We start from the raw sequence: 22,798 nt of genomic DNA on the forward strand, positions 1-22,798 counted from the left end.
TCCCCGCAAGTGGCGCCGCCGGTCAATTCGGCTGCCGCTGCAGCGGCCTGAAACATTTGCTAACGGCAGGCGAGCGCAACGAGCGGACGGCAATGCGGCGGAATCGGCCGCGGGCTGGCTATACTAGCGGCCGATGAGCCCCCTGCCCTGCCACCAGCCGGCGAGCGTCGCCCGCTCTGCCGCCGCCGCCCGGCACCGCCTCCTCGTCGCCGGCCTGCTCGCGCTCCTCAGCGCCGAGTTGTCGGCGTTCGATCTCGGCGATCCCTTCGCCACCCGCGAGATCACGCCGGAGCGGCCGGCACTGCGCATCGACGGCCGCGTCCTGCCGTGCCAGCTGCCGGCGGCGGATGCGCCGTACGGCATCGTCGAGGCGGTCGACCTGGCGCTGTGCCGCAACCCGGCGACGCGTGAGGTGTGGTCCGCGGCGCGCGTGCAGGCGGCCGACGTCGGCTTGGCGCAGGCCGAGTTCCTGCCGACGCTCGACGGCCGCGCCACCGCCAGCCGCATCCGGGTCGACTCGCGCAGCAGCAGCCAGCGCAACGCCTCACTGACCCTGTCGTGGCTGCTCTTCGACTTCGGCGCCCGCTCGGCCAATCTCGAGGTGGCGCGGCAACTGATGCGCGCCGCCACCTCGACGCTCGACGCCAGCGTGCAGACGGTCTTCCTCAACGCCATGCAGGCCTACTACAACGCACAGGCGGCGCGGGCGGCGGTCAGCGCGGCGATCGAGTCGGAAAAGGCCAGCCGCGAGAGCCTGAACGCAGCCGAGGTCCGCTATCGCGTCGGCACCGGCACGCCGGCCGACCGGCTGCAGGCACAAACGGCGTGGTCGCAGGCGACGCTGACCCGCATCCGCGCCGAAGGCGTGCGCGAGAACAGCCTCGGGCGTCTGGCCAACGTCATGGGACTCGACGCCAACCAGCCGCTGCGCCTCGACGATCCGCCGTCGGCGAGACCGGACGAGCGTTTCAGCGACGACGTCGCGGCGCTGATCGGCGAAGCGCGCCTGCGGCGGCCTGACCTGCAGGCGGCGGAAGCGGAATACCGTGCCAGCGTGGCCGGCATCGACTACGCGCGGGCGAGCGGCCTGCCGACTCTGTCGCTCGCCGCCGGCCCGGCCTGGGAGAGCGTCGGCGGCGTCTCGGCGAATGCCGGCTCGATCGGCCTGACGCTCAACCTGCCGCTGTTCTCGGGCTTCACCACGACCTACAACGTGCGCGCCGCGCAGGCGCGCAGCGACGTCGCCGCCGCGCGCCGCGACAACGTCCGCCAGCAGGTGGCGCTGGAGGTATGGGAGTCCTGGCAGAGCCTGAATACGGCGACGCAGACGCTGCGCACGACCGCCGACCTGCTGGCCAGCGCCGAACATTCGGAGCGCGTCGCCCTCGGCCGCTACAAGGCCGGCGTCGGCAACATCCTCGATGTGCTCAACGCGCAGAGCGCGCTCGCCAACGCCCGCCTGCAGCGGGTGCAGGCGGCACTCGACTGGCATGTCTCGCGCGCGACGCTGGCCCGCGCCCTCGGCATCCTCGACGGCCAGTTGCTGTCATCGAAACCCGGCCGGCAGGAAGAAACACGATGAAGATGTCCGCCCGCAAACCCCTGCTGCTGCTCGTCATCGCCGCCGCGCTGGCCGCCGGCGCTTTCTGGTGGTACCGCCTGAGCGGCAGCGAGTCGCTCGAACAGCGCTACAAGCTGCAGGCCATCGAACGTGGTGACATCACGCAGACGGTCTCGGCCAACGGCACGCTGAATCCGATCGTGCTGGTCAATGTCGGCACACAGGTCTCCGGCACCGTCACCAGGCTCTACGTCGACTTCAACGACCAAGTCGAGAAGGGCCAGCCGCTGCTCGAACTCGACGACCGCCTGCTCGCCGCGCAGGCCCGCCAGTCGGCGGCGAACGTGCTCAATGTCGCTGCCGCGGTGGACCTGGCGCGGGCCAACGAGGCCCGCATGCAGGAACTCTTCAAGCAGGAGTACGTTTCGCGGCAGGAACTCGAGCAGGCGATCCAGGCGCGCCGCTCGAGCGAGGCACAACTGGCGCAGGCGAGGGCGGCGGCCGACAAGGACGAGGTCAACCTGCGCTATACGACGATCCGCTCGCCGGTTTCGGGCGTCGTCGTCGATCGCGTCGTCGACCTCGGGCAGACGGTCGCCGCCAGCCTGCAGACGCCGACGCTGATCAAGATCGCGCAGGACCTTTCGGAGATGCGCATCGACTCGAGCTTCGCCGAGGCCGACATCGGCAAGATTCGCGAGGGACAGAAGGTGCGCTTCACCGTCGACGCGTTTCCCAATCGCAGCTTCCAGGGCGAAGTACAGCAGATCCGGCTCAACCCGACGACGCAGCAGAATGTCGTCACCTACAACGTGCGCGTCTCGCTGTCGAACCCGGACCACATCCTGCTGCCAGGGATGACCGCCTACGTCAGCATCGGCGTCGCCAGCCGGCACGACGTCCTGCTGGTGCCGAACGCGGCGCTGCGCTTCCGGCCGGCCGACGGCAGCGGCGCCCGCCCGGCGGCGGCGGCCAGTGGCCAGCGGCCGGCCGGCGATGGCCCCGGGCGCAAGCGCGATGCCGCCAGCGGCACCGTCTACCGCATCGAGCAGGGCGAACTGAAGCCGGTCAGCGTGCAGCTCGGGATCACCGACAACCGCAACACCGAGGTCGTCGGCGGCGAGCTGAAGGCCGGCGACAGCGTGGTCGTCGGCGAGAACGTCGCGACCCCGGGTGGCAAGCCGAGCAGCGTCGGGATGCGGCTGTTCTGATGTCCGCGGCGGTCATCCGGACGCTCGGCCTGGGCAAGACCTACCAGACCGCGGCCGGTTCGTTCCCGGCTTTGCAGGGGGTCGACCTGAGCATCGGCAACGGCGAGTTCGTCGCCATCATGGGGCCTTCCGGATCGGGCAAGTCGACCTTCATGAACCTGCTCGGCTGCCTCGACACACCGAGCAGTGGCGACTACTTCCTCGTCGGGCGCAACGTCGCGCACCTCGGCAGGGATGAACTCGCCGCCCTGCGCAACCGCTGCATCGGCTTCGTCTTCCAGGGCTTCAACCTGTTGCCGCGCATGAGCCTCGAGGACAACGTCGCGCTGCCGCTGGTCTACGCCGGCTGCCGGCGCGACGAACGGCGGCAGCGGGCGCGGCGCGAACTGGCGCGGGTCGGCCTCGCCGGCTACGAGGGCGCGCGGCCGAACCAGATTTCCGGCGGCCAGCAGCAGCGGGTGGCGATCGCCCGCGCGCTGGTGAATGCGCCGCAACTGATCCTCGCCGACGAGCCGACGGGCAACCTCGACAGCCACACCAGCGCCGAGATCATGGGCCTCTTCACCGACCTCAACCGACAGGGGATCAGCATCGTCCTCGTCACCCACGAAGCCGACATCGCCGCCTGCGCCGCGCGCCAGGTGCGTTTTCGCGACGGTCTGCTGGTCAGCGACGAGCCGACCAGCCGGGAGACGCCATGCTGAAGGCGATGCTCGGCGAAGCCTGGCAGGCGATGGGCGCCAACCGCCTGCGCAGCGGCCTGACGATGCTCGGCATGGTGATCGGCGTCGGCTCGGTGGTGCTGATGCTGGCCATCGGCCAGGGCGCACAGTACTCGGTGGCGCAGACGATCAGCACGATGGGCAGCAACCTGTACATCGTCATCTCCGGCTCGACGAGCGCTGGCGGACTGCGCAGCGGCAGCGGCGGCGGCCCGACGCTGACCATCGCCGACGCCGAGGCGATCGCCGAGCTCGACGGCGTCGCCAACGTGGCGCCGGTGCAGCAGGGAACGCAGCAACTGGTGCACGGCCCGAACAACTGGAGCGCGACGGTCGTCGGGACGACCCCGCCGTACCTCGAGGCGCGCGCGTGGACCTTGCAGAGCGGCTATCCCTTCGGCGATTCCGACGTCCGCGCGGCGACGCGCGTGGCGCTGATCGGCCAGACCGCAGCCGACAACCTGTTCCCGAACGAGGACCCGCTCGGGCAGACGGTGCGCATCCGCCAGAACCCGTTCGTGATCATCGGCGTCCTCGCCAGGAAGGGCCAGAATCTCGACGGCCGCGACCAGGACGATACGCTGATCATCCCGCTGACGACCGCGCAGCGCAAGGTCTTCGGCAACCCGTTCCCCGGCTCGGTGCGGATGATCATGGTGCAGGCGACGTCCGCCGAAGCGATGCCGGCGGTCGAGGCGAGCATGGTCGCGCTGTTGCGCCAGCGGCACCGGCTGCGCGAGGGGCAGGACAATGACTTCTTCCTGCGCAACCTGGCGGCCGCGGCCGACTCGGCGGCCGAGACGACGCGCGTGATGTCGCTGCTGCTGGGAGCGATCGCTTCCGTGTCGCTGCTCGTCGGCGGCATCGGCATCATGAACATCATGCTCGTCTCGGTCACCGAGCGGACGCGCGAGATCGGCATCCGCATGGCGATCGGCGCCCGCCAGCGCGACATCCTGGCGCAGTTCCTGTTCGAGGCGCTGATGATCTCGGTCGCCGGCTGCCTGATCGGTCTCTTCGTCGGCGTCGGCGGCGCTCTGCTGACGAACGCGCTGACCGACATGGTGATCGTCATCTCCGGCACCTCGGTGCTCGTCAGCTTCGCCGTCGCGGCCGGTGTCGGTGTCTTCTTCGGCTACTATCCGGCCCGCCGCGCCGCCGCGCTCGATCCGATCGAGGCGCTGCGCCATCAGTAACCGCAGCGGGCGCGACGCAGGCTACAATCCGTCCGTCCCCATCACCGCGAGTCCGATCCGATGCCCATCTACCTCCTCGGCAGCCGCCGCCCGCAGCTCGACCCGCAAAGCTGGGTCGCCCCCAACGCGATCGTCATCGGCGACGTCCGGCTGGCGCGGAACGCATCGATCTGGTGGAACGCGACGGTGCGCGGCGACAACGATCCGATCCGCATCGGCGAGGACAGCAACATCCAGGACCAGTGCGTGCTGCACACCGACGAAGGCGTGCCGCTGACGATCGGCCGCGAGGTCACCGTCGGCCACCTGGTGATGCTGCATGGCTGCACGATCGGCGATGGGTCGCTGATCGGCATCGGCTCGGTGCTGCTCAACCGGGCGGTGATCGGCCAGGGCTGCATCGTCGGCGCCAACACGCTGATTCCCGAAGGCAAGGCCTTTCCCGACCATTCGCTGATCGTCGGTTCGCCGGGCAAGGTGGTACGCCAGCTCGACGCCGACCAGGTCGCCCGCATCCGCCTCAGCGCGGCGCATTACGTGGACAACTGGCAGCGCTACCAGCGCGAGCTGCAGGCCATCTGAGCCGCCCGGCAACGGCGCCGCCCGGAGGCGGCGAGCAGCGGGCGGAGGTCCTTTTGCTGCACTGCAAAAACTTTTTTTCGATTCTGATCTGAATCAAAAAAAAGCCTTCGCGGCCGATTTAGAGTGTGCGCCTGAAGCACGATCGGGCGGCCGGCTGCGGCAGCTTTTCGCATGCCGCCCGGACTGCTGCCAACCCGGAGCGACCCGCCCAGATGAACATCTCCAGCGTGCTGGTGCACGCTCTCCCGCACGCGCTGCCCGAGGTGCAGGCGGCACTGTCGGCACTCGCCGGCGTCGAGGTGCACGCCGTGACCGACGAGGGTCGCCTCATCGTCACCATCGAAAGCGATTCGCTGCAGGGCAGCAGCGAACTCTTCACCCAGATCAACCAGCAGCCGGGAGTGCTCTCGGCGTCCATGGTCTATCACCAGTTCGAACCCGACACCGATAAGGAAGCCTGAAATGAAACTGACCCTGACCCGTCGTGACTTCATCAAGAGCCAGGCGGTTGCCGCCGCCGCCAGCGTCGCCGGCATCAGTGTTCCCGGCCTGGCACAGGCGGCCGCGGCGAAGAAGGATGACGGCGTGCGCTGGGACAAGGGCGCCTGCCGCTACTGCGGCACCGGCTGCGGCGTTCTCGTCGGCACCCGGGACGGCCGCATCGTCGCCACGCAGGGCGACCCGGATGCGCCGGTCAACAAGGGGCTGAACTGCATCAAGGGTTACTTCCTGTCGAAGGTCCAGTATGGCAGGGACCGCCTGACGACACCGCTGCTGCGCATGAAGGACGGCAGGTTCGACAAGAACGGCGAGTTCACGCCGATCTCCTGGGAGCAGGCCTTCGACATCATGGCCGAGAAGTGCAAGGCGGCAATGAAGAAGGGCGGCCCGCGCAACATCGCCATGTTCGGCTCCGGCCAATGGACGATCTGGGAGGGCTACGCGGCCGCCAAGCTGATGAAGGCCGGCCTGCTGAGCAACAACATCGATCCCAACGCGCGCCACTGCATGGCTTCGGCGGTCGCCGGCTTCATGCGCACCTTCGGCATCGACGAACCGATGGGCTGCTACGACGACATCGAGCATGCCGACGCGTTCGTCCTCTGGGGTTCGAACATGGCCGAGATGCACCCGATCCTCTGGTCGCGCGTCACCGACCGGCGGCTGACCGGCAAGGATGTCAAGATCCACGTTCTCTCGACCTTCGGCCATCGCTCGACCGAACTCGCCGACAACGAGCTGATCTTCAAGCCGCAGAGCGACCTCGCGATCCTCAACTACATCTGCAACCACATCATCCAGACCAACGCGGTCAACCAGGACTTCGTCGCCCGCAACGTCAACTTCAAGAAGGGCGTCACCGACATCGGCTACGGCCTGCGGCCGAACCACCCGCTCGAGAAGGTGGCGATGAACAACGGCTATCCCGGCGACGACGGCAAGCCGAAGGGCAACCCGAACAATGCCAGCCCGATGAGCTTCGACGAGTTCAAGGCCTTCGTCGCCGAGTACACGCTCGACCGGGCGCACGAGATCTCCGGTGTGCCGAAGGACAAGCTGGAGGCGCTGGCCAGGGCCTACGCCGATCCGAAGGTCAAGGTCACCTCGTTCTGGACCATGGGCTTCAACCAGCACACGCGCGGCACCTGGGTCAACAATATGGTCTACAACGTGCACCTGCTGGTCGGCAAGATTTCCGAACCCGGCAACAGCCCGTTCTCGCTCACCGGCCAGCCGTCGGCCTGCGGCACCGCGCGCGAGGTCGGCACCTTCGCACATCGCCTGCCGGCCGACATGGTGGTGACCAATCCGAAGCACCGTGAAGCATCCGAGAAGGTCTGGAAGCTGCCGGCGGGAACGCTCCCCGACTGGATCGGCGCCCACGCCGTCGCGCAGAGCCGCCTGCTGAAGGATGGCAAGATCAACTTCTACTGGACGACGACGACCAACAACATGCAGGCCGGGCCGAACGTCAACGACGAGATCTTCCCCGGCTGGCGCAATCCCGACAACTTCATCGTCGTCTCCGACGCCTACCCGACGGTGTCGGCGATGTCGGCCGACCTGATCCTGCCGTCGGCGATGTGGATGGAGAAGGAAGGCGCCTATGGCAACGCCGAGCGCCGCACGCAGTTCTGGCGGCAGCAGGTCAAGGCTCCCGGACAGGCACGCTCGGACCTCTGGCAGTACATCGAGTTCGCGAAGCGTTTCACGACCGACGAGGTGTGGCCGGCTGCCCTGCTCGAGAAGAATCCGGAATACAAGGGCAAGACGCTGTACCAGGTGCTGTTCGCCAATGGCCAGGCCGACAGGTTCCCGCTCAGCCAGACCTACAAGGGCTTCGACAACGACGAGTCGAAGGCGCTCGGCTTCTATGTGCAGAAGGGACTGTTCGAGGAGTACGCCGCCTTTGGTCGCGGTCATGCGCACGACCTTGCCGCCTTCGACGTCTACCACCAGGCGCGCGGCCTGCGCTGGCCGGTGGTCGACAACAAGGAGACGCTGTGGCGCTTCCGCGAGGGCTACGATCCCTATGTCAAGAAGGGTGAAGGCGTCAGGTTCTACGGCCATCCCGACGGCAAGGCGGTGATCTTCGCCCTGCCCTACCAGCCGGCGGCCGAGATGCCCGACAAGGATTACGACCTCTGGCTGTGCACCGGCCGCGTCCTCGAACACTGGCACACCGGTTCGATGACCCGCCGCATCCCCGAGCTGTACAAGGCGATGCCGGACGCCTGGCTGTACATGCATCCCGATGATGCGAAGAAGCGCAACCTGCAGCGCGGCGACATCGTCAAGCTGAGCACGCGGCGCGGCGAGATCCAGGTGCGCGTCGAGACACGCGGGCGCAACAAGCCGCCGGTCGGCCTGGTCTTCGTGCCGTTCTTCGACGAGCACCGGCTGGTCAACAAGCTGACGCTCGATGCCACCTGCCCGATCTCCAAGGAAACCGACTTCAAGAAGTGTGCGTGCAAGGTGGTCAAGGCCTGAGCGGCTGCAGGCCACGGCGGCGCGAGCGGAACGATCAGGGAGTGCCGGGGCGGGCGGAGCAGTGCCCGCCCAGCGGCTGCCCGGGTTCCGTGCAGCGCCCGCGGCGGCCGTCATGCACAGGTACCGCATAGCCATGTCCAGGACCTCCGATCAGTCCCGCCAGCGCGGGGCAGGCACATCCGGCAGCAGCGGCACGCGGTCGCCGGCCCGCCGCCAGTTCGTCTTCGATACGGCGCGGCTGCTCTGCGGCGTCGGCATCCTCGGTCTCGGCCTCGCCGGCTATCAGCGAAACGCCCTGGCGCGACCGCCGCTGGCGATCCGTCCGCCGGGCGCCGGCGACGAAGAGGACTTCCTTGGTGCCTGCATCCGCTGCGGCATGTGCGTGCGCGACTGTCCCTACGGCATTCTCGCGCTGGCGAAACCGGAGTCGCCCGTCGCCACCGGTACGCCCCATTTCACCGCGCGCAGCGGGCCGTGCGAGATGTGCGAGGACATTCCGTGCGTCAGGGCGTGTCCGACCGGTGCCCTCGACCATTCGCTGACCGACATCAACCAGTCGCGCATGGGGCTCGCGATCCTCTCCGACCAGGAGACCTGCCTCAATTTCCTCGGCCTGCGCTGCGACGTCTGCTACCGCGTCTGCCCGGTCATCGACAAGGCAATCACGCTCGAGCTGCGGCCGAACACGCGCACCGGGCGGCACACGATGTTCATCCCGACGGTGCATTCCGAGCACTGCACGGGCTGCGGCAAGTGCGAGAACGCCTGCGTCACCGAGGAGGCATCGATCAGGGTGCTGCCGGCGCCACTGATCAAGGGATCGCTCGGCGAACACTACCGCCTCGGCTGGGAGGAGAAAAGGAAGGCAGGTGGCCACTCGCTGGTCGAGGAGCGCGGCATCGTCGACCTGCCCGACCGCCTGCCGGAAGGAATGAGGCTCGAGGGACACTTCGATCCGGGCAGCGAACGACTGCCCGCGGGGATGCCGGGAAGCGGCGATGCGCAGCGCGTTCCCAGCCTGCCGCCAGGCCTCGGTGCTGCGAACGGCGGCGCCACTGCGGCAGCCGGCGGTGCCGGTGGCAAGGCGCTGCCGGCGGAGGCCGGGCGATGAACAGCCGTCGCGCCGGTGCCGAAGCGGTGTCCGAAAAGGGATGGCTGGCAGCGCACCGATGGCTGCTGGCGCGGCGTTTCTGCCAGCTCGCGATCCTCGCCCTCTTCCTGCTCGGTCCACTGGCCGGAATCTGGATCGTCAAGGGCAATCTCGCCTACAGCCTGAGCCTCGACACGCTGCCGCTGACCGACCCCTACGTCCTGCTGCAGTCGCTGCTCACCGGCCACCGGCCGGAAAGACTCGGGCTGATCGGCGCGGCGATCGTCCTCGTCTTCTACCTTGTCGTCGGTGGCCGCGTGTACTGCTCGTGGGTCTGCCCGCTGAACCCCGTCACCGACCTCGCCGGCTGGCTGCGCGACCGCCTCGGCATCCGCGGCAGCGCGCACGTCGCGCGCGCTACCCGCTACTGGATCCTGGCGATGACGCTGCTGCTCGCGGCGCTTGGCGGCGGCATCGCCTGGGAGCTGGTCAATCCGGTGTCGATGCTGCAGCGCGGCCTGATCTTCGGTCTCGGTGCCGCCTGGATGCTGACGCTGGCGGTCTTCGTCTTCGACCTCTTCGTCATGAGCCGCGGCTGGTGCGGCCACCTCTGCCCGGTCGGCGCCTTCTACAGCCTACTCGGCCGGTGGAGTCCACTGCGCGTGACGGCAGCGAAGCGCGCCGCGTGCAATGACTGCATGGACTGTTTCGAGGTCTGCCCGGAACCGCAGGTCATCCGCCCGGCGCTGAAGGGCGCCGGCCAGGGAATCGGACCGGTGATCCTTGCCGCCAACTGCACCAATTGCGGGCGCTGCATCGATGTCTGCTCGAAGGACGTCTTCGCTTTCGGGCTGCGCTTCAACAATCACCCCGACGACGGCGCGCAGCCGGCAGCGCCGTCGCCGACCGCCACAACCTGAAAGCCGGGGAATCACCGCCAACAGAGCGCGCATGCCAATCCGTCGCAATGCCTGCAACCATCCCTTGAAGTGGAGGAAACGCCAACCATGAACCAGTCACTGAAACTCATCCTGGCGATCGCCGCGAGCTCCCTGGCAGCGCTGGCGTTTGCTGCCGACGGCGCGAGTTCGATGCGCGGCGCCGATGTGGCCGCCCCGGACCAGGCGCCGGAGGTGAAGACCTACGTCGGCAAGCGGCCCGGCACCGAAGCACCGGTGGCACGGACCTTCAGCACGCAGCCGCCGGTCATTCCGCATGCCGTCGAGAACTTCGACGAGATCAACCTCGAGGGCAACCAGTGCATGGACTGCCACTCGGCCGCGACCTACCGGAAGAAGAACGCGCCGAAGATCGGCGACAGCCACTTCGTCGACCGTGACGGCCGGAAGCACGCCGAAGCCACCGGTGGTCGCTACAACTGCGTGCAGTGCCACGTGCCGCAGGTCGACGCACCGCCGCTGGTCGACAACACCTTCAAGGGTGACGCCGTCAAGAAGGTGGTCAAGAAGAACTGATGTCGTCTGACCGGCGGGGCTGGCTTGCAGCGCTTCCGAAATTGCGGTCGCCGCCGGTGACGGCCCCGCCCAGGGGGCGATTGGCCGCGTGTCAGGCTTCGAGGTCGTGCTCGCCGCAAAGCGGCAGCATGGCCCGGCGGCAGGCGTCGCGCAGCCGCACCGCCGCCGCCCAGTCGTCACCTTGCGGCAGCAGAAGCGGCCCGAGCTCGAAGGCGATCGGGCCACGCCTCGGCATCCACGTGCGGTCGCGCAGGCTGCTGCGCGTCCCGCGCAGGCCACCGACCAGCGCCGGTACGCCGGCGCGCACGGCGGCGATGAAGGCACCCATGCGAAAGGGCTTGAGTCCGGACTCGCGCGAGAAGGTGCCTTCGGGAAAGACGAGCACCTTCTGGCCGCGCGCCAGCGCGGCGATGATCCCGTCGACATCCTCGACGCTCCGCACCGCATCGAAGCGCTCGACGAAGAGCGTTCCAAGCGCGCGCAGGAAGGCGTGGACCAGTGGCTGGCCGACGAACTCGCGCTTGGCGACGAAGCCGTAGGCGGCGGCCGGCGGCAGCGCGGCAAAGAGGACGAGCGAGTCGAGATAGCTGCAGTGGTTGACCAGCAGCAGGTGCGGCCCGGCCGGCAGCGAATCGGCGGCGACCGCCGACACCGGCATGCCGGCGAGGCGCAGGAAGATGCGCGCGGCATGATGGACGATGCGCCGGCCGGCTGACGGCGAGCGCAGTGCGATCACCATTGCCATCACCGGCAGCCCGAGCAGCAGGAAGACCGTCCAGCACCAGGCACCGTAGGCTCGCCTGGCGAATCGCCGCCCGCCGTCGGCCGCGCGTGCCTGCCCGGCGGCGAGGGCCAGGCGCAGGAGCTGCCGCCGGGAACTGGCGCCGGCGACGCCGAGCAGGCCACGTTCGAAGGCTTCGCGCGAGGCGTTGCGGCGGATCTTGCCACTCGACGTCTTGAGCACCGAGTTCGGCGGCGCCAGCACGACTTCGTCGGCCGGCAGGCCGATCGCGGTCACCGCCGCCTCGTTGATCATCTGCCGCAGTTCCTCGCGTCGCTGCGGATCCTCCTCGCGCGTCTCGGCGACGACGACCAGGCGTTCGCTGGCGTTGACGGGGTCGTTGCTGGCGAACACCGCGACGCAGCCGCGGCGCACTCCGGGCAGGTTGCCGACCGCCTGCTCGAGTTCGTAGGGATAGAGGTTGCGACCGCCACGGATGATCAGGTCCTTGACCCGCCCGGTGAGGTAGATCTCGCCCTCGACGGTGTACGCGAAGTCGCCGGAGTCGAGCCAGCCGTCACGGAAGAGCGCCTGCGTCGCTGCCGGATTGCGGTGGTAGCCGGCGGTCGCCGACGGGCCGCGGAACTGCAGCCCACCGACCTGCCGGTCGGGCAGTTCGCCGCCGTCGTCGCCGACGATGCGAATCTCGTGCCGCGGCAAAGGGCGACCGCAGGCGGGCACGCGCAGGACGTCGCTGGCATCGGCAGCCGCCGGCACGGCGAGCTTGCGCTGCAAGAGCGCGGCGCGCTCGATGAGGTCGATGCGCGGCCCGCGCCCGAGCGGCGGGAAGGCGAGACCGACCGAACACTCGGCGAGGCCATAGACCGGCGTGATCGCCGTTCGCCGCAGTCCGCAGGGGGCGAAACGATCGGCAAAGGCCTGCAGCGTCGCCGGGCTCACCGGCTCGGCGCCGTTCAGCGCCAGCCGCCACGAGCCGAGATCGAGTCCGGCGAGGTCGGCGTCGGCGAGCTTGCGCGCACACAGGTCGTAGGCGAAGTTGGGCGCCGGCGACAGCGTGCCGCGATGCTGCGAGATCATCTGCAGCCAGCGCACCGGTCGCGAGAGGAAGGCGAGCGGCGACATCAGGGCGAGCAGCATGCCGAAGTAGAGCGAGCCGAACCAGGCGCCGATGAGGCCCATATCGTGATAGAGCGGCAGCCACGAGACGAAGACGTCGTCACTGGTCACGGCGACGGCCTCGCCCATCGCCCGCAGGTTGGCGAGCAGGTTGGCGTGGCTGAGAACGACACCCTTCGGGTCGCCGGTACTGCCCGAGGTGTACTGCAGGAAGGCGGTGTCGCTCGCCGCCGGCCGATGGAGCAGCGGCATCGCCACCGCCGACAGTTCGTCGGGCGTCAGCACTTCGCTCAGCGTCGGTGCCTGGGCGCGCAGCAGGGCGGCGACGCCCTTCGCCTGCGGCACGGTGATGATGAACACGGCTTCGGCATTCGCCAGGATGCGCGCATGCCGCTGCAGGTGGTCCTCGATCTGCGCCAGGCGCGCCGGCGGGTAGATCGGCACCGGGATGCCGCCGGCGAGCATGACGCCGAAGAAGCAGGACAGGTAGTCGCGGCCGGTCGGCAGCATCAGCGCCACCGCCTGGCGCGGCTGCAGACCGCGAGACACCAGCGCGGTGGCGACGCGGCGCGCCTCGGCGAGCAGTTCGCCATAGGAGAGCGGCTGGCAGTGTGGCTCGCCGGTGGCGGCATCGATGTCGCCGTACAGCAGCACGTGGCACCGCCCGGGCTGCCGCTCGGCGTGCCACTCGAGGACCTCGACCAGCGTCGCGGCCCGCTCGGGAAGACTGATCGGTCCGCCGGCGGCAACCCGGTCCACGCCGGCCGCCGGCAGCGTCGCGGCGCCGGCGCGGTCCAGCAAGCGCAGCAGATCGGCGGTCGTTTCGGCTTCGCTGAGGGCGGTCTCGGGCAGCGAGCGGCCGAATTCGCTGCCGACGCGCAGGAGGAGTTCGACGCGCGCCAGGCTGTCGAGCCCGAGATCGCGTTCGAGGTGGCTGTGCAGGCCGACGCGGCCGGCGCGGCCGGGGCGCGTCTCTTCGACCAGCAGGCTGACGACGCGCAGCAGGCGCGCCGCCGTGTCGGCTGCCACCCCGTCGACCGGCCCGGTCGCCGCGGCCTCGTCGTGCCGGTGCGTGCTCATCGCAGCGGCTCAGCCGACATCGCCACCCTCGGCAACGGCGATCGCCCGCGCCGGACAGGGGGCGACGCAGGCGCCGCAGCCGGTGCAGCGCGCGGCGTCGAGCAGCGGCTGCGCAGCGCCGCCCCTGTGCGGCAGGAAGCGGATCGCCGCCGCCTGGCAGAGATCGCCGCAGATGCGGCATTCGACCCGCTGTCGCGCGAGGCACGCATCGCCGATCGCCGCCCGCAGCGACCACGGCGACTGGCCGTCCTGCCGCCGCAATGCGCCGCTCCGGCAGGCGGCCACGCAGGCGCCGCAGAAGCCGCACTCGCCGCGCGCGAAGTCGAGTGTCGGGTAACCGGCGTCGCCGGCAACGATGACGCGCGTCGGACAGGCGGCGGCACAGTCGCCGCAACGGCTGCACAGCTGCGCGAAGTCCGCCTCGACAAGCGCCCACGGCGGACGCAGCGGCCGCACGCGGGCGGCGAAACGGCCGCGCAGGAAGCTGCGGCGGCTGAGCGCGTCGCCCATCTTCAGGCCGTGCCGCCCGGGCGGCCTTCGCGTTTCGCGGCGGCAGCCGGCGCAGCGGCCGGCGATGGGTCGGCGAGGACGAAGTCGATGCGCCCGGTTTCGAGATCGGCACGCACCAGCCGCACGACCAGGCGGTCGCCCAGGCGATGGCGCCTGCCACTGCGTTCGCCCAGCATCTGGTGACGCGTCGCATCGAACTGGAAGTACTCGTCACCCAGTTCCGAAACATGCACCAGGCCCTCGACGTAGACCTCGTCGAGGGCGACGAAGATGCCAAAGGGAACGACGGCGGCGATCGTTCCGGCGAAGGTCTCGCCGATCCGCTCCCGCATGTAGTAACACTTCAGCCAGTTGCCGACGTCGCGGGTCGCCTCGTCGGCCCGGCGCTCGGTCAGCGAGCAGTGCACGCCGATCTCCTGCCATTTCCCCGGCGTGTATGTTCCGCCGGCGAGCGCCGCCTTGATCGAGCGATGCACCAACAGATCGGGGTAGCGACGGATCGGCGAGGTGAAATGGGTGTAGTGCTCGTAGGCGAGGCCGAAATGGCCGACGTTGTCCGGGCTGTAGACTGCCTGGCGCAGCGAGCGCAGCATCACCGTCTGCAGCAGCTGCACGTCGGGCCGGCCCTGGATGCCCGCCAGCAGGTCGGCGTAATCGCGTGCCGACGGTTCGTCGCCGCCGCCGAGCGCAAGGCCGAACTCGGCGAGGAAGCGGCGCAGGGCGTCCAGCTTCTCGGCGGTCGGGCCTTCGTGAATCCGGTACAGGCAGGCCTGCTTGCGCACCTGCAGGAAGTTCGAGGCGCAGACGTTGGCGGCGAGCATGCACTCCTCGATCAGCCGATGCGCATCGTTGCGGAAGACCGGGACGATGCTCTCGATCTTGCCCTGGTCGTTGAACAGCATCATCGTCTCGATGGTCTCGAAATCGATCGCACCACGTTTGCCGCGCGCCTCGACGAGCACCCGATAGAGCCCGTAGAGCGCCTGCAGATGGGGCAGCAGGCAGCGATGCCGTTCATCCGCGGGTTCGCTCGCCCGCGACAGCCAGCTCCACACTTGGTCGTAGGTGAGTCGCGCGTGCGAACGGAAGACGGCTTCGACGAAACGGTAGCCGCTGATCCCGCCGGCGTCATCGATCGTCATGTCACACACCATCGCCAGGCGGTCGACCTCGGGATTCAGCGAGCACAGGCCGTTCGACAGCTTCTCCGGCAACATCGGAATCACCCGCCGCGGGAAGTAAACCGAGTTGCCGCGCTCGCGGGCGTCGCGATCGAGCGCCGACGCAGGCTGCACGTAGTGGCTGACGTCGGCGATCGCCACCACCAGTCGCCAGCCATGCTCCTGCCGCTCGGCGAACACGGCGTCATCGAAATCCTTCGCCGTCTCGCCGTCGATCGTCACCAGCGGTACCGCGCGCAGGTCGACGCGCCCCTGCCAGGAATGCGGCGCCACCATTTCGGGCAGGCTGGCCGCCTCGGCCAGCACCGCCGGCGAGAACTCGAAAGGCAGCGCGTGCTTGCGCAGCGCGATCTCGATCTCCATCCCCGGATCGGCGTAGTTGCCGAGCACTTCGACGATCCGCCCCAGCGGCTTGGTATGGCGATCGGGCTGCTCGATGATCTCGACCGTCACCACGGCTCCGGCACGCACGTCGTGCACATCTTCCGGCGCAACCAGGATGTCCTGGTTGATCCGCCGGTCCTCGGGCACCACCAGCGTGATGCCATGCTCGACGAGGACGCGACCGACGACGCGGCTGTTGGCGCGCTCGAGCACCTCGACGATGACCGCCTCGCGGCGCCCGCGGCGGTCGAGGCCGACGACACGCGCCAGCGCCCGGTCGCGATGCAGCACCTTCGACATCTGCCGCGCTTCGAGCGACAGATGCTCGCTGCCATCATCGGGAACGAGGAAGCCGTAACCGTCGGGATGCCCCTCGACCCGGCCGGCAATCAGACTGGCGCGCTGCGGCAGCAGGTAGCATTCCCGGCGGTTGCGCAGCAGCTGTCCTTCCCGCTCCATCGCCCGCAGGCGACGCTGGAAGGCTGCGGACTCTTCGTCCCGGATGTCGAGCAGTTCCTGCAGCGCCTCGCAGGCGACCGGCCTGCCCTGTTCGGCCAGCACCTGCAGAATGTACTCACGCGACGGCAGTGGTTGCTCGTAGCGCTTCTGCTCACGCTCGAGCTGCGGATCGCGGCGGCGTATCGCCGACAGGCTGGTCATTGACATCTGCTGATGTTCCTATAGAATTCGGCCTTCGCTGGAAATGCCCAGGTGGCGAAATTGGTAGACGCGCTAGGTTCAGGTCCTAGTGGTGGCAACACCGTGGAGGTTCGATTCCTCTCTTGGGCACCAGCCGCAACAACGCAAGCCCGGCGATTCGAAAGCCCCGTGAAAGCCCACTTTCTTCGGGGCTTTTCCGTTTCTGTCGCGGGGCTTTTCCGTTTCTCTTGCGGTACGTTCCCGTTTCTGTCGTCGGCCCATCGACCGGCATACCCGCCGCCATCGGCTCCCCGCATCAGCCTCCCATTCTACGCCAGGACGGCCCGTGTGCCGCGGCAATCCGTTCGCCGGGACGCGCCCGATCGCGCAACAGGAAAGAATTTTTTTCGAACCACTAGCCAACACAAGGCAAAGTATGGATACTACGCTGCCGGCAGCTCGCCAGCAGGTCACTGCTGAAAAATGAGAATCAGTTCAGGCTCAGATACCGATAGGAATCCACATGACCATAAAACCGGAGTTGATAGACAAGCTGCGCGCCAGGCGCGACAAGCTCATTGACCATGTCAGCCCCGAGAAGCTGGAAGCCCTGCACGCGAAAGGACTGCTGTCAGCCCGCGAACGGCTTCTGACCCTCTTCGACGAGGGCACCTTCCAGGAACTCGGGCTCTATGCATCACACGCCGCGACCTCCTTCGGCCTTGCCGGGCGCACGCTGCCGGCCGATGGCGTCATCGCCGGCAACGGCTACTTCGGAACGTTGCAGATCGCGGCGTTCAGCCAGGACTTCAATGTCGTCGCCGGCACGCTGGGCAAGATGCAGGCACGCAAGATCACGCGCATCATGCGCCACGCGCTGAAGACCGGGGTGCCGCTGGTCGCCTTCAAGGACTCCGGTGGCGCCCGCATCCAGGAAGGCGTCGATGCCCTCTCGGGCTACGGCGACGTCTTCTACACCAATGTCCTGCTCTCCGGCGTCGTGCCGCAGATCGCGGTGATCTGCGGCCCATGCGCCGGCGGCGCGGCGTACTCGCCGGCGCTGATGGACTTCGTCATCATGACGCGGCACAACGCGCACATGTTCCTCACCGGTCCGGAAGTCATCAAGGCGGTGACCGGCCGCGCGACGACGATGGCCGAGGTCGGTGGCGCCGAGATGCATTCGACGGTGAGCGGCAACGCGCACTTCGTCGCCGAGGACGACCGGCACGCGATCACGCTGGTGAAGCAGATCCTCTCCTACCTGCCAGCGAACAACACCGAGGATCCGCCGCACAACCTCTCGATGCCGATCGAGGAACTCGAGGATCCCGGCATCAACGACTGCATCCCGGACAGCCCCTCCGAGCCGCTCGACATGTATTCGATCATTCGCCGCCTGGTGGATGGCGGCGAGCTCCTGGAGGTACACGCGGGCTTCGCGCGCAACGTGATCGTCGGCTTCGCACGCATCAGCGGCGTCGTCATCGGCCTCGTCGCCAACCAGCCGATGGTGATGGCCGGCGCCCTCGATCTCAACGCCGCCGACAAGGTGGCGCGCTTCGTCCGCACCTGCAACATCTTCAACGTGCCGGTGGTCACCCTCGTCGACGTACCGGGCTTCCTGCCCGGAGTCGAGCAGGAACGCGGCGGCATCATCCGCCACGGCGCCAAGATGCTCTCGGCCTACGGCTCCTGCACCTCGCCGAAGATCACCGTCATCCTGCGCAAGGCCTACGGCGGCTCGTACCTGGCGATGTGCGCCCAGGAGATGGGCGCCGACATGGTCTATGCCTGGCCGACGGCCGAGATCGCCGTCATGGGCGCCGAAGCGGCGGTCAAGATCCTCTATCGCAAGGAGCTCGAGCAGGCCGAAGACCGCCAGGCGAGGGCCGCCGAACTGGCGCAGGAGTACCGCGACGAGTTCGCCTCACCCTACGTCTCGGCGAGCAACTTCTACATCACCGACGTCATCGAGCCGCAGGACACGCGCTGGATGGTTGCCCTCGCGCTGCGCAAGACGCTGGACAAGCGCGAGATGCGGCCGGCCAAGAAGCACGGCAACATTCCCATGTAACCGGCGAGCAAAGGAACCCGCATCATGCTGACTGCCGCAATCCTCAAGTCCCTGCAGGTCTACGGCATCGCCATCGTCATCTCGATGATCGTCGCCGTGATCATCAAGCTGATGGTGGTGCTGACGGCGCGCGCCGAGAAATCGAGACCGGTCGAGATGCCTGTCGGTACGGTCTGCCCGATCGGCCCCGGCGTCCCCGACGAGGATGTCGCCGCCCTCTCGGCAGCGATCTTTGCTGCCATGGGCCCGCACCGCATCCTGCACATCGCCCCCGCGAGCCATGGCTGGTCGAGCGAAGGACGCGCCGCCCAACATCATTCACACCTGCCGGGGCCTGCGGGCCGCGGCGGCAGATAACAGGAGCAAGAACATGCCCAGGAAATTCAAGGTCACGGTCAACGGACGCGAGTACGACGTGACCGTACTCGAACTCACGGCCGGATCGTCGGCGGCATCGGCTGCCGCGGCGCCGGCTGCCGCGGCGCCGGTGGCAGCGGCGGGTAGCGCCAGCATCGCGGCGCCGGCTGCGGCGGCAGCGCCGGCGGCAGCAGCAGCCGGTGCCGGCGACGAGGTCGCCGGCATGGGCGGCGTCGTCGTCGAGGTCAACGTCAAGGTCGGCCAGACGGTGGCCAGCGGGGATCAGTTGTTGGTGCTCGAAGCGATGAAGATGAAGACGCCGGTCATCGCCAGCCGCGGCGGCCAGGTGACGCGCGTCCTCGTCGCGCCCGGCGACGCGGTCGAGGGGGGGCAGCCGCTGCTGACGATCGGCTGAACCGGCTGCGCAACAGGCAGGAAGCGCTTTCCTGCCGCCTGCAATTCGCTGCGCCGGCCGGCTGTGACATCGGCGCCCGGCGTGAGGACTGACGCGTATGGAAGGCATCAACTTTCTCGATCTGTTCCAGGGGATCGCCACGCTGGCGGCCTCCGAACCGAAGATCATGTTCGGGCGCATCTTCCTGATGCTGCTCGGTTTCCTGCTCATCTACCTGGGCTCGAAGAATGTCCTCGAACCGCTGCTGATGATCCCGATGGGACTCGGCATGTCGTCGGTCAACGCTGGTGTCATGTTCCTCGACGCCAAGCGCATGGGCACGCTGTTCGTCGATCCGCTGATGTCGGACCCGATCGACCTGATGAACATCATGCAGATCGACTGGCTGCAGCCGATCTACACGCTGACCTTCAGCAACGGCCTGATCGCGTGTCTGGTGTTCATGGGAATCGGCGTCCTGCTCGACGTCGGCTACGTCATGGCGCGGCCGTTCCAGAGCATGATCATCGCCCTCTTCGCCGAACTGGGGACGATCGCTGTCTTCCCGATTGCCGTCGGCCTCGGCCTGAATGAGGGCCAGGCGGCAGCGGTGGCGACGATCGGCGGTGCCGACGGGCCGATGGTGCTGTTCACCTCGCTCGTGCTGGCCAAGGATCTGTTCGTCCCGATCACCGTCGTCGGCTACCTCTACCTCGGGCTCACCTATGGTGCCTATCCGTACCTGATCAAGTGGCTGGTGCCCGAGCACATCCGCGGCATCAACATGGTCGAGGATCGCGGACCAAAGATCAGCCGCGCGCAGAAGCTGACCTTTGCCGTCGTCGCCTGCACGCTGCTCTGCCTGCTGTTTCCGGTGGCGGCGCCGCTGTTCTTCTCGCTCTTCCTCGGCGTCGCGGTACGCGAGAGCGGCATCGACGCGTTTACCAAGCTGCTGAGCGAGGTGTTCCTCTATGCCGCGACCTTCTTCCTCGGCCTGACGCTCGGCGTCCTCTGCGAGGCGAACACGCTGCTCGAGCCGACCGTCCTCAAGCTGCTGCTGCTCGGCATGCTGGCGCTGACGATCTCGGCCCTCGGCGGCCTGCTCGGCGGCTACATCCTCTACTACTGGTCGGGCGGCAAGTTCAACCCGATCATCGGCATCGCCGGCGTCAGTTGCGTACCGACGACGGCGAAGATCGTGCAGAAGGTGGCCAGTGCGGCCAACGCCCGCGCGATCGTCATGCCGCAGGCGCTCGGCGCCAACATCAGCGGCGTCATCACGACGGCGATCATCGCCGCCACCTACGTCGCCCTGCTGCGGCAGTAGGACCTCCTCTCAGCGAAGCGGGCGGTTCCGACAACCGGCTGGCCGCCTGTAGTGCCCGCGGCAGCCGGTCGCCTGCCGCGGGCAGGCGTGACGCGCGCCCCGAGCGAGCGACCGTGAAGTCCGCGCCTAGGTGTCTACATCGCTTTCGCGGCGGCTTTCTGCCTCAGGCTGGAAACCGGGCAGCGGCAGCCCGGTGAACAGGGTGCGCGTCTGCGTCTTCAGCTGATCCTGCATCTGGTGCAGCATCTTGCGGCTCTGCTCCATATAGGTCGCCATCATGGTCTGCATCGCCGGACCCTGGAAGTTCATGAACTGCGACCACATGTCGGCGTGCACCTGGCTGTTGCTTTCGCCGTAGAGCTGCTGCGACTGCTCCTGCAGCTTCTTCTGGAAGTCGACGAAGGACTTGATGTTCGTTTCCAGGTACTTGCCGAGGACGCCCTGCATCGCGTGCCCATAGAAACGGATCATCTGCGCCAGCAGGTCGGTGGTGAAAAGCGGGATGCCGGCAGCCTCCTCCTCGAGAATGATCTGCAGCAGGATGCTGCGCGTGATGTCCTCGCTGGTCTTGGCATCCAGGACATTGAAGCTCTCGCGCGCGAGGACAAGGTCCTTGACATCACTGAGGGTGATGTAGGCGCTCGTCCGGGTGTCGTAGAGACGACGGTTCGGGTATTTCTTGATCAGTCGCGGCTGCTCGGGCATGGCGACCCTTCCTCCTTCTCGAGATGACTCGGCGGACGCTCGCCGGCGCCCAGGCCGTGATGGTCGCCCAAACAGGCCGGACCTGTGCTGTCATCCGCCTCGGACACGCTCGGTGATCGACGAGCCAGGCTCGCGATCTCCTGCCATCCGGGCCAACGAGCGAGCATCACGGCTGTTTGGTGCGGTGCAGCACCATTATACGCCAGCAAAAAAAAACAGGCCCCTTCTGGAGCCTGTCTGGACCGAACGGCAGAAAAAAGTTTCTCTTACTGGTAGTAGAGACCGCCGCAGATGTTCATCGTCGAACCGGTCATGAAGCCGGCGATGTCGGACGCGAGGTAGACACAGGCGCCACCGATCTCCTCCGGCTTCGCCAGGCGCTTCATCGGCACCGTGTCGATGATGCCCTGCAGGATCTCCGGCTTGATCGCCATGACCATCTGCGTCGCGACGTAGCCCGGAGTGATCGCGTTCACAGTCACGCCCTTCGCCGCCACCTCGGCGGCCAGCGCCTTGGTGAAACCAATGACGCCGGCCTTGGCCGCCGAGTAGTTGGTCTGGCCAGCCTGGCCGCGCAGACCGTTCACCGAGGAGATGTTGATGATGCGGCCCCAGCCCCGCTCCGCCATCTTGCCCGAGACCTGCTTGGTCATGTTGAACAGGCTGCCAAGGTTGGTCGAAATCACCGCATTCCACTGCGCAGGCTCCATGCGGGCGAACATCTTGTCACGCGTGATGCCGGCGTTGTTGACCAGGATGTCGATCGGCCCGGCCTTGGCTTCAGCCTCGGCGACGAGCGCGACGCAGGAATCGTAATCGGAAACATCACCGGCGACACAGATGAAATCGCTGAAACCGGCTTCGGCCATCGCCTTGGTCCACTCTTCCGGCTTGTCGAACTCCGGATGATAGGCGGCAACCACCTTGTGGCCGGCCTTCGCCAGTTCCTGACAGATGGCGGTACCGATCCCCCCCATGGCACCCGTAACCAATGCAACACGTTGCGTCATCGATGTTTCCTTTCCTGTTGAAGGTTGAACGCTCTTATCTTGACCAAGTAAGGCCGTCGGCGATTCTGCATTGCAGCATCGGTGCTGTCAACGCCGGCAGGCAAAGTTTTCGCCTCTGCGTCGCCGCGCTGCGCGGTCACGTCGCGGCCGCATGTCGAGCGAAGGTTCGGCGCCTATAATCCCGGCATGCACATCGTCGCCCTCGCCTGGCTTTACGTGACCGTGCTGATGGCCCTGACCGAAAGCAATGTCGTCGCCGGCATCCTCACACTGCTGTTCTACGGCATCCTGCCGCTCGCCCTCCTGCTCTGGCTTTTCGGCGGGCCGGGGCGCCGGCGCCGGGCAGCCCGCAAGGCGGCGCAGGCGACGGCTGGCGATCAGCCGGACCCGTCACCCTGACCGCCCCTGCGCCCCCCAGGCCGATGCATGGAGCCGTGCCTTCGCCCGC

Annotated in this window: 20 protein-coding genes and 1 tRNA gene; 16 read left to right on the top strand and 5 right to left on the bottom strand. The window is 67.8% G+C overall.

What is annotated here, in order from left to right; translation table 11 throughout:
* Window positions 1-133 precede the first annotated feature (133 nt).
* From NFW30_RS10890 to NFW30_RS10935, 10 genes are all read left to right on the top strand, one after another.
* The gene (locus NFW30_RS10890; protein ID WP_295355816.1) at window positions 134-1,582 is read left to right on the top strand and encodes a TolC family protein; all 1,449 of its coding nucleotides are present in this window, start codon (window positions 134-136) and stop codon (window positions 1,580-1,582) included.
* Entirely contained in the window at window positions 1,579-2,772 is a 1,194-nt protein-coding gene (locus tag NFW30_RS10895; protein WP_295355817.1) for an efflux RND transporter periplasmic adaptor subunit, read from the top strand. Before NFW30_RS10890 ends, NFW30_RS10895 begins: the two co-directional genes overlap by 4 nt.
* Window positions 2,772-3,476: an ABC transporter ATP-binding protein gene (locus NFW30_RS10900; RefSeq protein WP_295355818.1), complete on the top strand. Its 705-nt coding sequence runs from the start codon at window positions 2,772-2,774 to the stop codon at window positions 3,474-3,476. Before NFW30_RS10895 ends, NFW30_RS10900 begins: the two co-directional genes overlap by 1 nt.
* A complete protein-coding gene (locus NFW30_RS10905) occupies window positions 3,470-4,690 on the top strand; it encodes an ABC transporter permease (RefSeq protein ID WP_295355819.1) in 1,221 nt (406 codons plus the stop codon). The genes NFW30_RS10900 and NFW30_RS10905 overlap by 7 nt, the downstream gene beginning before the upstream one ends.
* A gap of 60 nt (window positions 4,691-4,750) precedes the next feature.
* The gene (locus NFW30_RS10910; protein ID WP_295355820.1) at window positions 4,751-5,272 is read left to right on the top strand and encodes a gamma carbonic anhydrase family protein; all 522 of its coding nucleotides are present in this window, start codon (window positions 4,751-4,753) and stop codon (window positions 5,270-5,272) included.
* 212 nt (window positions 5,273-5,484) lie between these two features.
* On the top strand, window positions 5,485-5,733 hold the full coding sequence (locus NFW30_RS10915) for a chaperone NapD (RefSeq protein ID WP_295355821.1): 249 nt from the start codon (window positions 5,485-5,487) through the stop codon (window positions 5,731-5,733).
* A gap of 7 nt (window positions 5,734-5,740) precedes the next feature.
* Window positions 5,741-8,263, top strand: coding sequence for a nitrate reductase catalytic subunit NapA (napA, locus tag NFW30_RS10920; RefSeq protein WP_295355870.1), 2,523 nt, complete (start codon window positions 5,741-5,743; stop codon window positions 8,261-8,263).
* Between the two features lie 133 nt (window positions 8,264-8,396).
* Complete coding sequence (gene napG, locus NFW30_RS10925) at window positions 8,397-9,374, top strand: ferredoxin-type protein NapG (protein ID WP_295355822.1); 978 nt, start codon at window positions 8,397-8,399, stop codon at window positions 9,372-9,374.
* On the top strand, window positions 9,371-10,273 hold the full coding sequence (gene napH / locus NFW30_RS10930; protein ID WP_295355823.1) for a quinol dehydrogenase ferredoxin subunit NapH: 903 nt from the start codon (window positions 9,371-9,373) through the stop codon (window positions 10,271-10,273). Before napG ends, napH begins: the two co-directional genes overlap by 4 nt.
* A gap of 87 nt (window positions 10,274-10,360) precedes the next feature.
* Window positions 10,361-10,828 carry a nitrate reductase cytochrome c-type subunit gene (locus NFW30_RS10935; RefSeq protein ID WP_295355824.1) on the top strand — a complete coding sequence of 156 codons (468 nt, stop codon included), beginning with the start codon at window positions 10,361-10,363 and terminating at the stop codon, window positions 10,826-10,828.
* A 91-nt stretch (window positions 10,829-10,919) separates the two neighbouring features.
* Here NFW30_RS10935 and NFW30_RS10940 read toward each other — a convergent pair whose 3' ends face one another.
* The 3 genes from NFW30_RS10940 to rnr are packed head-to-tail and all read right to left on the bottom strand — an operon-like array spanning window position 10,920 to window position 16,507.
* Window positions 10,920-13,766, bottom strand: a complete 2,847-nt coding sequence (locus tag NFW30_RS10940; RefSeq protein WP_295355825.1) for an AMP-binding protein — start codon at window positions 13,764-13,766, stop codon at window positions 10,920-10,922.
* 9 nt (window positions 13,767-13,775) lie between these two features.
* Window positions 13,776-14,276, bottom strand: a complete 501-nt coding sequence (gene napF, locus NFW30_RS10945; protein ID WP_295355826.1) for a ferredoxin-type protein NapF — start codon at window positions 14,274-14,276, stop codon at window positions 13,776-13,778.
* A 2-nt stretch (window positions 14,277-14,278) separates the two neighbouring features.
* Window positions 14,279-16,507 (bottom strand): ribonuclease R, encoded by a 2,229-nt coding sequence (gene rnr / locus NFW30_RS10950; RefSeq protein WP_295355827.1) that lies wholly within the window; start codon window positions 16,505-16,507, stop codon window positions 14,279-14,281.
* Window positions 16,508-16,546: 39 nt separating this feature from the next.
* Here rnr and NFW30_RS10955 point away from each other — a divergent pair.
* The 5 genes from NFW30_RS10955 (at window position 16,547) to NFW30_RS10975 (ending at window position 20,635) form a co-directional block, all read left to right on the top strand.
* Window positions 16,547-16,633: transfer RNA gene (locus NFW30_RS10955), tRNA-Leu, on the top strand.
* A gap of 370 nt (window positions 16,634-17,003) precedes the next feature.
* Window positions 17,004-18,557 (top strand): acyl-CoA carboxylase subunit beta, encoded by a 1,554-nt coding sequence (locus NFW30_RS10960; RefSeq protein WP_295355828.1) that lies wholly within the window; start codon window positions 17,004-17,006, stop codon window positions 18,555-18,557.
* Between the two features lie 24 nt (window positions 18,558-18,581).
* Window positions 18,582-18,914, top strand: coding sequence for a hypothetical protein (locus NFW30_RS10965; protein WP_295355829.1), 333 nt, complete (start codon window positions 18,582-18,584; stop codon window positions 18,912-18,914).
* Window positions 18,915-18,927: 13 nt separating this feature from the next.
* Complete coding sequence (locus NFW30_RS10970) at window positions 18,928-19,329, top strand: acetyl-CoA carboxylase biotin carboxyl carrier protein subunit (RefSeq protein WP_295355830.1); 402 nt, start codon at window positions 18,928-18,930, stop codon at window positions 19,327-19,329.
* Window positions 19,330-19,426: 97 nt separating this feature from the next.
* Window positions 19,427-20,635 (top strand): sodium ion-translocating decarboxylase subunit beta, encoded by a 1,209-nt coding sequence (locus tag NFW30_RS10975; RefSeq protein WP_295355831.1) that lies wholly within the window; start codon window positions 19,427-19,429, stop codon window positions 20,633-20,635.
* Window positions 20,636-20,761: 126 nt separating this feature from the next.
* Here NFW30_RS10975 and phaR read toward each other — a convergent pair whose 3' ends face one another.
* Entirely contained in the window at window positions 20,762-21,340 is a 579-nt protein-coding gene (gene phaR / locus NFW30_RS10980; RefSeq protein WP_295355832.1) for a polyhydroxyalkanoate synthesis repressor PhaR, read from the bottom strand.
* A gap of 266 nt (window positions 21,341-21,606) precedes the next feature.
* Window positions 21,607-22,350 carry an acetoacetyl-CoA reductase gene (gene phbB / locus NFW30_RS10985; protein WP_295355833.1) on the bottom strand — a complete coding sequence of 248 codons (744 nt, stop codon included), beginning with the start codon at window positions 22,348-22,350 and terminating at the stop codon, window positions 21,607-21,609.
* Window positions 22,351-22,536: 186 nt separating this feature from the next.
* On the opposite strand from phbB, the gene NFW30_RS10990 reads away from it, so the two are divergent.
* Window positions 22,537-22,749 carry a hypothetical protein gene (locus NFW30_RS10990; protein ID WP_295355834.1) on the top strand — a complete coding sequence of 71 codons (213 nt, stop codon included), beginning with the start codon at window positions 22,537-22,539 and terminating at the stop codon, window positions 22,747-22,749.
* Window positions 22,750-22,798: the final 49 nt, after the last annotated feature.

This window comes from Accumulibacter sp. (assembly GCF_023806635.1).
Classification (GTDB): domain Bacteria; phylum Pseudomonadota; class Gammaproteobacteria; order Burkholderiales; family Rhodocyclaceae; genus Accumulibacter.